The 9541-nt window shown below is 61.3% G+C and carries 9 protein-coding genes; 5 read left to right on the forward strand and 4 right to left on the reverse strand.

Features of this window, described 5'->3' with window-relative positions:
• Positions 1-26 precede the first annotated feature (26 nt).
• On the reverse strand, positions 27-1040 hold the full coding sequence (locus C8N42_RS16570) for a TRAP transporter substrate-binding protein (RefSeq protein ID WP_107817691.1): 1014 nt from the start codon (positions 1038-1040) through the stop codon (positions 27-29).
• Positions 1041-1518: 478 nt separating this feature from the next.
• Here C8N42_RS16570 and C8N42_RS16575 point away from each other — a divergent pair, with 478 nt between their 5' ends.
• Positions 1519-2859, forward strand: a complete 1341-nt coding sequence (locus tag C8N42_RS16575) for a tyrosine-type recombinase/integrase (protein ID WP_245890218.1) — start codon at positions 1519-1521, stop codon at positions 2857-2859.
• 71 nt (positions 2860-2930) lie between these two features.
• On the opposite strand, the gene C8N42_RS16580 is transcribed toward C8N42_RS16575, so the two are convergent.
• Both C8N42_RS16580 and C8N42_RS16585 read right to left on the reverse strand, forming a co-directional pair.
• Positions 2931-4112: an MFS transporter gene (locus tag C8N42_RS16580; protein ID WP_211309207.1), complete on the reverse strand. Its 1182-nt coding sequence runs from the start codon at positions 4110-4112 to the stop codon at positions 2931-2933.
• Positions 4113-4419: 307 nt separating this feature from the next.
• On the reverse strand, positions 4420-4890 hold the full coding sequence (locus C8N42_RS16585) for an RrF2 family transcriptional regulator (protein WP_107817692.1): 471 nt from the start codon (positions 4888-4890) through the stop codon (positions 4420-4422).
• A gap of 122 nt (positions 4891-5012) precedes the next feature.
• Here C8N42_RS16585 and C8N42_RS16590 point away from each other — a divergent pair, with 122 nt between their 5' ends.
• The 3 genes from C8N42_RS16590 to C8N42_RS16600 are packed head-to-tail and all read left to right on the forward strand — an operon-like array spanning position 5013 to position 7069.
• Positions 5013-5930, forward strand: a complete 918-nt coding sequence (locus C8N42_RS16590; protein ID WP_107817693.1) for an NAD(P)/FAD-dependent oxidoreductase — start codon at positions 5013-5015, stop codon at positions 5928-5930.
• 12 nt (positions 5931-5942) lie between these two features.
• Positions 5943-6140 (forward strand): hypothetical protein, encoded by a 198-nt coding sequence (locus tag C8N42_RS21925; RefSeq protein ID WP_245890220.1) that lies wholly within the window; start codon positions 5943-5945, stop codon positions 6138-6140.
• On the forward strand, positions 6137-7069 hold the full coding sequence (locus C8N42_RS16600) for an IS5 family transposase (RefSeq protein WP_107817694.1): 933 nt from the start codon (positions 6137-6139) through the stop codon (positions 7067-7069). The genes C8N42_RS21925 and C8N42_RS16600 overlap by 4 nt, the downstream gene beginning before the upstream one ends.
• On the opposite strand, the gene C8N42_RS16605 is transcribed toward C8N42_RS16600, so the two are convergent.
• Positions 6968-8392 (reverse strand): TonB-dependent receptor, encoded by a 1425-nt coding sequence (locus C8N42_RS16605; RefSeq protein ID WP_146168286.1) that lies wholly within the window; start codon positions 8390-8392, stop codon positions 6968-6970. The two genes, C8N42_RS16600 and C8N42_RS16605, sit on opposite strands and share 102 nt — an antisense overlap.
• Here C8N42_RS16605 and pdxY point away from each other — a divergent pair.
• Positions 8357-9187, forward strand: a complete 831-nt coding sequence (gene pdxY / locus C8N42_RS16610) for a pyridoxal kinase (RefSeq protein WP_211309208.1) — start codon at positions 8357-8359, stop codon at positions 9185-9187. The genes C8N42_RS16605 and pdxY overlap by 36 nt on opposite strands.
• Positions 9188-9541 lie beyond the last annotated feature (354 nt).

The raw sequence follows: 9541 nt of genomic DNA on the forward strand, positions 1-9541 counted from the left end.
GCGAGACAGCCCGTCGGAGGATGAGATCAGTTCAGTTCGGCCTCACAGTCCGTCACATAGCCTTTCACAGCCTCATAGGTCGCCGTTCCCGGCAGGCCCTCGCCATTCAGATAGGCGATATAGCTGTCGGTGGCTTTCTGCGCCGCCTCGTCCCATATCGCCCGTTCCTCCTCGGAGAGCTCGATCACGGTGGACTCGGTTTTCAGACGTTCCAGCACTTTCGCGCCCTCGCGGTCATAACCGGCACCTGCCGTCACCGCCCATTTCATACCAGAATTGGCGTCCACCGCCGCCTTGGCCTCGGGCGAAAGCGATTCATATTTCGCCTTGTTCATCGTGGCGATGAAAGCCAGCGCATAGAAGCCGAATACGGTATGATACCCGGTCAACTCGTCGAGACGGAAACTGTCCACGCTTTCCCACGGCAACATGTAACCGTCGATGGCCCCGCGTTGCAGCGCTTCATAGGTGTTCGGCGCGGGCATGCCGACGGGTTCGGCACCCAGATTGCTCAGCAACTCGCCCACCACCTGCGTCGGACGGCGCAGCTTGAGGCCTTTCATGTCCGCGAGCGAATGGACAGGCTTGCTGGCCGTGTGCAGATGCCCCGGATCGTGCGTGTGCACAAAGATGATATGCGTGTCAGCATATTCCGCGTCGAGCGCGCCGGAATCGTAGAGTTTCTGGAAAGCGCAGGAACCGACCTCCCCGGTCTCGAACAGGCCCGGAAGCTCCATGATCTGGCTCAGAGGGAAGCGACCGGCGGTATACCCCGGCACGGTCCATGCGATGTCGGCAATGCCGGCGACGGCATTGTCATATCCCGCCGCTGCCTTGCCAAGCGTCTGAGCCGGAAAGACCTGCACATCGAGCGCGCCGCCCGACGCCTCTTCGACCGCCGTGGCCCAGTCTTCGAAAATCGTCTGGTTCTGCCAACTGCTCGCCGACATGAAATGCGCATAGCGCAACGTTTCGCTGGCAAAACTCGGGGCGGCGACACCGAGCGCCAGCGCGCTGGTGAGGGCGATTTTTTTCAGCATGGCTCTCCACTTCTCCCTGTCGGATGCTGTCTGTCGGACCTGTGCCCTTTGGGACTCTCGGACCTTGTGCGATACCTCATCAATTCGGCGGTATACGCACAACCCGATCAAGTCGCAAACAGACGCCAACAGATTTTTGCCCCTGTCGACAAGAAGAGCACGCTCTATGCGCATTTTTCAATCCGCGCAGAAATGCGAAACCCATTCTACGCCCGATCCGAAGTCCCGAAGTTTGGAGGAAGAAAAACGTGAAATGGCGCACCCAAGAGGATTCGAACCTCTGGCCTCTGCCTTCGGAGCAATTAATCGTGGTCTATCCGAAATGCGCGACGCAGCACGCCACGGCACGCTAACATATTAAAATCGCTTGTGTTTCAGTTGGCTCGTCGCCGAAATCAATAGCCGCAACTACTCCGTAGCTTTCGCCCGACTGCTTACGTGGTGCTTACGCGGCTCAGTTGCTCTGATGACGAGGTTGATGATGCCAAAGATCACAAAACGGCTGGTTGAAAGCGTTAAGAGCCAGAAGAAGGACTACGTCGTCTGGGACAGCGACCTGCCTGGCTTCGGGTTGCGTGTTTTCGCTTCTGGGAAGCGCAGCTACGTGATCCAGTATCGCCGTGACGGACGGTCGCGCCGCTATACGATTGGCCTCCACGGTATCTGGACTGCCGAAACAGCCAGACGAGAGGCCAAGGTCCAGCTAGGGCGCGTCGCTCAGGGCGATGATCCGGCCGAAGAGCGCCACGAAGACCGACAGGCCATGACCGTGCAACAGCTCTGTGAGCGCTACGTCGAAGACCTGCACGCCGGCCTCATCCTCGGGAAACGTGGGCAGCCCAAGAGACCATCAACGGTCTCCACCGATATCGGGCGGATCAATGGGCATATCATCCCGCTGATCGGCAAGAAGAGGGTGCGTGATCTGACCAAAGTGGATGTTACGAAGATGATGAATGACATCATCCTCGGCAAAACCCGCGCTACGCGAAAGACCAAAAAGCTAAGGGGCAAGACGATCTTGCGGGGTGGCCAGGGCACAGCAACCCGGGCGGTCGGCTTGCTGGGCGGTATCCTCACCTATGCTTCGGAGGCGGGCATCGTCGACACGAACGTCGCGCATGGCATCAGGAAGCCCAAAGATCGCGTTCGCGACCGGCGTCTGACACACAGCGAGTATCAGTTGATGGGTAAGATTCTGGACAAGGCCGAGCGGGATGAAAACCTCGCCACCATGGTCAGCATCGTCCGCCAGATCGCCCTCACGGGCTGCCGGCGCAGCGAGATTATCGAACTCCGCTGGTCCGATGTCGATCTTCCCAACAGCTGTCTGCGGCTGTCAGAGACAAAGGAAGGAGCGTCCACACGACCGATAGGACTGGCAGTTGTCGAGTTCTTGGAAACGCAGAGCTTGAGAAAGGAAGGGCCGTTCGTGTTCCCAGGTGTGCGCGGCAACAACGCATTCGGCAATTTTCCGAAGCAATGGAGCCAGCTGTTCGAGAACACCGAACTCTCCGATATCACCGCGCATGTCTTGCGCCACAGCTTCGCGAGCATAGCGCACGAACTCGGCTTCAGCGAAATCACCATCGCGGCCCTCCTCGGGCACTCGAAGGGGACTGTAACGAGCAAGTATGTGCATACCCTCGATAGCAGCCTCGTCATGGCCGCCGATACCGTCGCGGGCTACATCTCAGGACTTCTGACTGGCAACCAATTCAAACAACCAGCTTACGCTTTTGATCGGTCTGCGAGAAAACGCTCGCTCGACCAATTCCTCGACGGGGTGGCAATGGCGCGCGACGAGTTGGGTACATGACGCTTGGGCCGTCTGGGTAAACGCCCGACCGCCGCGTTGATCAAGGCGGACATTTTTCGCATCGCCTCGAATTAGGGCTTCCACGACAACAGCAGCGCCAAGGTAGCCGAGATGACGCCCAAAGCGCATGTGCCGCTCCAGCCCCACTCGGCGTAGGCAGCTCCACCAATGCCGGCCCCGACCGCGCCACCAGCGAGCATGGTTGCCATGAATATGGTGTTAAGCCGGCTGCGTGCGTTCGGATCGAGTGCATAGACGCGCGACTGGTTGGCAACCTGGGAGGATTGCACAGCAAGATCCATGATCACGATGCCGGTGACCAACCCAATAATGGAACCTTGCCAGAGCCCGAAAATGAGGAAGGCCAGTATCACGAGCCCCGCGCCCATCGACACTACCACGGCGGGACCGCGCCTGTCTGAGAACCGGCCTGCGATAGGCGCGGAAAGTGCACCGACGACACCGACCAGCGCCAGAAGTCCTACAGCTGTTCCTCCGAGTTCATGCTGCGGCTCAGCCATCAGAAGCGCGAGGTTCGACCAAAAGCTGATGAAGGCCGCGAAGATCAGGAATTGCACCGCGACCACGCGCCGGAGAACGCTATGCTTGCGTACCAACGTCCAAAGAGAGCCAAGCAGGTGCAGATAGCTCAAGTCGGTCGTCGGCATCGCACGCGGAAGCCAACGCGCCAGCGCCGCGCCGACAATGCTCATCACCACCGCGGCCAGCCAGAAGACGTAAGGCCATCCCCAAAGGTCCGAGACTATGCCGCTGACCGTGCGGGCAAGCAGAATACCGATCAGGATGCCGCCTGTTACCGTGCCGAGTACACGACCTTGCTTGTCGGGCGGAGCCAGATGCACGGCGAGCGGCACGATCTGCTGGGCGACCGTGGCGAACAGGCCGACCGCGAAACTAGCAACAGCGAGCCACACGAAGCCGGGCGAGACAGCCGCACCGATCAGCGCCGCCACGAGGGCGGCGATGGTCACGAGGATAAGCGACTTACGCTCGAGGCGGTCCCCGAGTGGTGCGAGGAAGAGCACCCCAAGCGCGTTGCCCGCCTGCGTCAGCACGGGCACGATGGCGGCGGTGCCAGCCGTCAGCCCGAAATCGGCTGTCAGATGTCCGAGGAAAGCCTGATTATAATAGCTGTTGGCGACGGCCGCGCCGGCACCAACTGCCAGAAGGCGGATCAGAGCGGCGGATAGATGTTCGGAAAGGACACGGCCTGTTTGCATAGCATCAGACATGCACTACGGCCTTGTTCGCACAACTGACGTCTCTTGCCGAGGTAATGAGATTTTCTAATCTTGCCCGCTTCCTGCAGGACGCAACACACCTTTGCTAGGGTCGGTCGCGACGGAGGCATCAAGCGCGCCACGCAGGAAATCAACATGACATCAGGCGCGGCGAATTGACAGATCAACGCCCTGGAAGTTCGTTGCAACGTCGAACTGAACCGGTCTTTGTTCGCCAAAGGCTTCAAATGCAGAGCAAGACGGATGACCTGCACGCCTGGTTTCCCGTCAATCAAGGATCATAAAAGGCCAAGGACGCTCATTCCCCCGTAGCTCCATGCCAGGGGAACGGCACCCTGTGACCACTGTCCGCAAACCGACGCTCGAAATCCTGCGCGACCTCCTCCACCGTGATCGCAGCGAATTGTGCCAGCAACCGTGCCTCGGCCTCTGCCAGCGTCGCGTCCAGTCGCGCGTCGACCGCCTGTTCGACAAGACAGGGCGACGGATCCGCCTGCGGCCCGATGTTGAACAGCGGCGGGTGGCCGACCGCCTCGTAGACGTCGCGCAAGCTGATCTCGGCCAGCGGGCAAGCAAGCTGCCAGCCACCGCCATGACCCTTTTCCGACGACACGATCCCCCGCTCGCGCAGCCCCGCCATCATCCTGCGCACCACCACGGCGTTGGTCGAGATCATCTGCGCGATCTGTTCCGAAGTGGCACGCCCGACATGTCGGTCCATGTGGATCAAGACGTGCAGCATCCGGGACATACGAAGATCGCGCGCCATGGGGTTTCCTTTCCTTGCCTCTTCAGACTCCTTAGCAGCACTCACGTAACAATGAAAGTTTCATGTCTTGAAATGACACACCGAATCACGTAACTTTCAGTGATACATTAAAGGGAACCACCATGGATCACGATGTTCTCGTCATCGGCGGCAGCTTTGCCGGGCTGGCCGCCGCGATGCAGCTTGCGCGCGCCCGCAGACGCGTCTGCGTTCTCGACACCGGCGCCCCCCGTAACCGCTTTGCCACAGCCTCGCACGGGTTTCCCGGGCAGGACGGGCGCACTCCGCAGGACATCCGCGCCGCGCTCAGACACGAACTCGCGGCCTACCCTACCCTGTCCTTCCGGGACGGCGCGGCGGTCTCGGCTGCGCGCGAGGGGAACGGATTTCGGGTGGCATTGGCAGAGGGCGGAGACATCACCGCGCGGCGGTTGGTGCTGGCCTTCGGCGTGCGCGACAGCCTGCCCGATCTGCCGGGTCTGGCAGACCGCTGGGGTGCCACGGTGCTGCATTGCCCCTATTGCCATGGCTACGAGCTGAACGGCGATTCCGTCGGCGTTCTCGCGCGCGGCGAGGCGGCGCTGCATCAGGCGATGCTGCTGCCCGACTGGGGGCCGACTACGCTTTTCACCCAAGGGGCGCTCGCACTGAGTGCGGAACAGCGGCGAGGCCTGACCGCCCGGGGTGTCACGGTCGAGAAAATGCCTGTCGCGGCGCTGATCGGCACCGCCCCGGGGCTGGACGGGGTGCGGCTGGACGACGGCCGTGAGATCGCACTGGCGGGGCTGTTCCTGGCGCCGGACACAGCGCCCTCCTGCGATCTGGCTGCGCAGCTAGGCTGCACCATGAAGGACGGACCAACCGGCCCCTATGTGGCCGTCGACCCGATGCAGGCCACCAGCCAGCCCGGCGTCTTCGCCGCCGGCGACCTTGCCAGCCCCATGCCCAATGCCACGATCGCCGCGGCGGCGGGCGTGATGGCAGGCGGCGCCGCGCATCGCTCGCTGATCTTCGATCCGGATCTGACCGCTGCGGCCTGAAGGAGCATCGCCATGCAACAGACCACACGAGACTTCTGGAACGACCGCTACCGCGACAAGACCGGCGACACATCCGGCAAGCCCGGGCTCGTTCTGTCCCAATTCGCCGGTCCGCTGGCGCCGGGGCGGGCGCTGGAACGGCGTTGTTGCAGAAGTGCGCAGAAAGGAGGATTCACACTGCGAATCCATGAGGTTAATCAGCTTGCATGACCAAGCCTGAAGCCGCCCGCTACCGCACGACAAACTGGACGTCCTATAACGATGCATTGCGGCGACGAGGGTCTCTGCTGATCTGGCTCGACAAGGATATGGTGTGGCTCGCTCCGAAGACCGGGCGCAATGGTCGTCCACCGGTGTTCAGCGATGCCGCGGTGCAATTCTGTCTGATGGTGAAGGTTCTGTTCGGGCTGCCGCTTCGGCAAACGACAGGGATGGTGGCGAGTATCCTGTCGATGGCCGGGCTCGACTGGCCCGTTCCCGATTTTTCCACCCTGAGCCGGCGGCAAAAAACCATAGAGGTGCAGATCACGCAGCGTCGTGCGCCAGGTCCGCTGAACCTGCTGGTCGACAGCACGGGAATCAAGTTCTTAGGGGATGGGGAATGGCTGGCGCGCAAGCATGGCACCCACCGCCGACGCCAGTATCGCAAGGTCCATCTGGCAATGGATACCGCCACCGGGGACATCTGCGCGGTGGAGTTCACCTCCAGCGACAAGGGTGACAGTCCCGTTCTGCCGGATCTCCTGGACCAAATCCCGCCCAATGAGACGATCGGCACCGTGACCGGAGACGGCGCGTTCGACACGCGCCGCTGCCACACCGCGATCCTGGAGCGCGGCGGCACCGCGATCATCCCCATCCGCAAGAATGGGCGGCGATGGCGGGAGGATTGCTCCGCTGCCAAAGCCCGCAACGAGATCCTTCGCGCGACCCAACGCCTCGGCCGAACCATCTGGAAGCGCTGGACCGGCTATCATGCCCGAAGTAGGGTCGAGGCGAAGATGCGATGCTTGAAGGCTTTTGGTGAGAGGATCGCATCACGTGACCCGGACCGCCAAACCGCCGAAATCCACATCCGCATTGCCCTCATGAACCGCTTTAACGCGCTCGGCACCGCCGAGATTGAACGCGTTGCCTGAACCAAAAGGGAAAGGGGGCTGCTCGCTCCGCCGCTGACTTCTGCAACAACGCCCATCCAGAGAGGCAATTGCCTCCCCCCGGCCCAGAGGATAGCGAAGGTCCAGCCCAAGACTTGCGGTAAGCTCGGGCATATTCGGAACCCTGTTGCCATTCATCGCGCCAGTGGTGACTCCGTTCGGGACATCGACCAAGCGCGTTCTCGTCCAACCGACACCCCCACGAAGCGCCACATGAGGCGTCAACTCCGCCCGAAACTCGAGCTCGGCTCCATAGCTTCGGTAATCCTGGTTATCGAACGCGAAACTCATTGTGGCCGCATCGAATGCCGTCAGCTGTCCGTCCGCGACATCGTTGTAGAACAGTGCGCCCGACAGGCTGAGCCGGCCGTCCAAAAGCTCAGCTTTCGTGCCCAGTTCATAAGCCCAAGAAGTGGATGGCCGGAAGGGAGGCGTGTCCAGTCCCATATAGGCGTTCAAGGAATAACGTTCGAACCCCCCAGAAGCATACCCCCTGGAAATCGAGGCATAACTCATCCATTCATCGTTCCAGCGCCAGTCTACTGCAACGCGGCCAGTGACGTAGTCATCTTCGAAACTGCCGCTTTGCCGATGCCCTGGCACCGTGCCTGGAGCGCCATTCGAAACATAGGTCGTGTCGAAGGTCTGGCGATCGCGCGCGGCCCGCAGGCCTGCCGAGAAGGTCAGTCGGTCACTGACAGGCGCGGAGATGTCTCCGAAGACCGCAAGTGTCTGACTGGTGATCGTGGTGTCGTAATGTCCGTTCAGAGACGGGGAGTAATTGCTCTCCTGCGTTCGATCCATGTCATATCGGGAGCGGAAGTAGGACAGTCCCGCCACCCACTCAACTGGCGCTCCTTCAGGAGAATTCAGCCGAAATTCCTGACTGAAGACACGCTCGCCTTCATAAACGATTCCCCAGTCTTCGTCCGGATCGGAAAATTCACCTGGTGACATAGGCATTCCGTAGTCCGATAAATACGTCGAATACAGGAACGAATCCGTATCATCGGTGATGGTTGTGACCGCGATATCCTGAAATCCCGTGATGGAGTGAAAGGTGAACCCCTCGAACTCGCGTTGGACGCTCAAACTGATATGATCAATCACGCGCTCGCCGACCTGCACCATGTCCGATCCGCTAACGGGAAAGTCGGGATGTTCTGCCCACAAATAAATTGGATTATTTCGCCTGTCGCGATCCCGACCCAGAACGAGGTCCGCGCTTAAAGGTCCATCAGGATCGAAGGCAAGCGAGATACCCCTTTCGTGATCTCGATCCAGAGCCAGGTGGTCTTCGGCCATGTCGGCAATTCCGCGGCGCTCTTCCCGATGCAGGCGGCAGGCCTCGAGGTCGCGGCGATCCCTACCGTGGTGTTCTCGAATACACCCGATTACCCGACCCTGCGCGGCCGCGCGCTGCCGCCAGAATTCTTTTCCGACCTGCTGCAAGGCGCGCGCGAACGCGGCCTTCCCGAACGGGCGGATTTTATCCTCACCGGCTATATCGGCTCGCTCGATGTGGCCGAGATGGTGGCGGATTTCGTGGCCGAGGCGAAGGCCGCGAACCCGCGCCTGCGCTACATCTGCGACCCGGTGATGGGCGACACCGGTCCCGGCCTCTATGTCCCCGAAGCCATCGCCGGCGTAATGCGCGACCGGCTGCTGCCGATGGCCGACATCGCCACGCCGAACCCATTCGAACTCGCCTGGCTCACCGGGCAGCAGATCCACACGTTGGCCGATCTTCAGGCGGCGCGCGAGGCGCTGCACATCGCGCCCGAAGCGCATCTGATCGCCACCGGCTGCGTGCTCGACGACACCGGCCCCGGGCAACTCGAGACGGTGCTCTTGGGCCCCGAAGGCCTCAGCCGCCACCCGACCAAGCGCCTGCCGATCTCCCTGCCCGGCACCGGCGATCTCTTCGCTGGGCTTGTGGTCGCGGGCATCGGGCGGGGCCTTGCCCTGCCCCGCGCCATCGAGACCGCCCAGACCCTAACCGCCCGCGCCCTCAGCCACGCCGAGGCGCTTGGTGCGGGCGAGGTGGTGCTAAGCGAGCCGGAATTTCGTCGCGCGCTGCTTTCGCTTGGGTCCGGCTGAGGCCGGGTGACGCGGACATCGTGGCCTGATCAGTCTGCGCTTAGAGTTACCTGACCTGCCCCGTTCAGGGTGCGAACGGACTGCCAAAATTCGTATGAAACCCGGTGGAGACTTATTCAGCGCAAGGAGGATTCTGCACGCTTGAATATCTATGCCTCCGGCCCTGAGCCGCCGATCGGCCCTTCCGGGGCATGTCGCCAAAGCGGTCACTTGAGCGTGGCGCAGCGTGAGGCGTGCGCAGACCTTTCAAGACATTCATTGAGCTGCTGCCGGTTTCGTGGACACCGAGATAAGGTGTTAATGAAACTGGAGAATCTACATGACAAGAAGGATGTTCAGCCGCGAGTTCAAACA

The organism is Celeribacter persicus, from assembly GCF_003050785.1.
Classification (GTDB): Bacteria; Pseudomonadota; Alphaproteobacteria; order Rhodobacterales; family Rhodobacteraceae; genus Celeribacter; species Celeribacter persicus.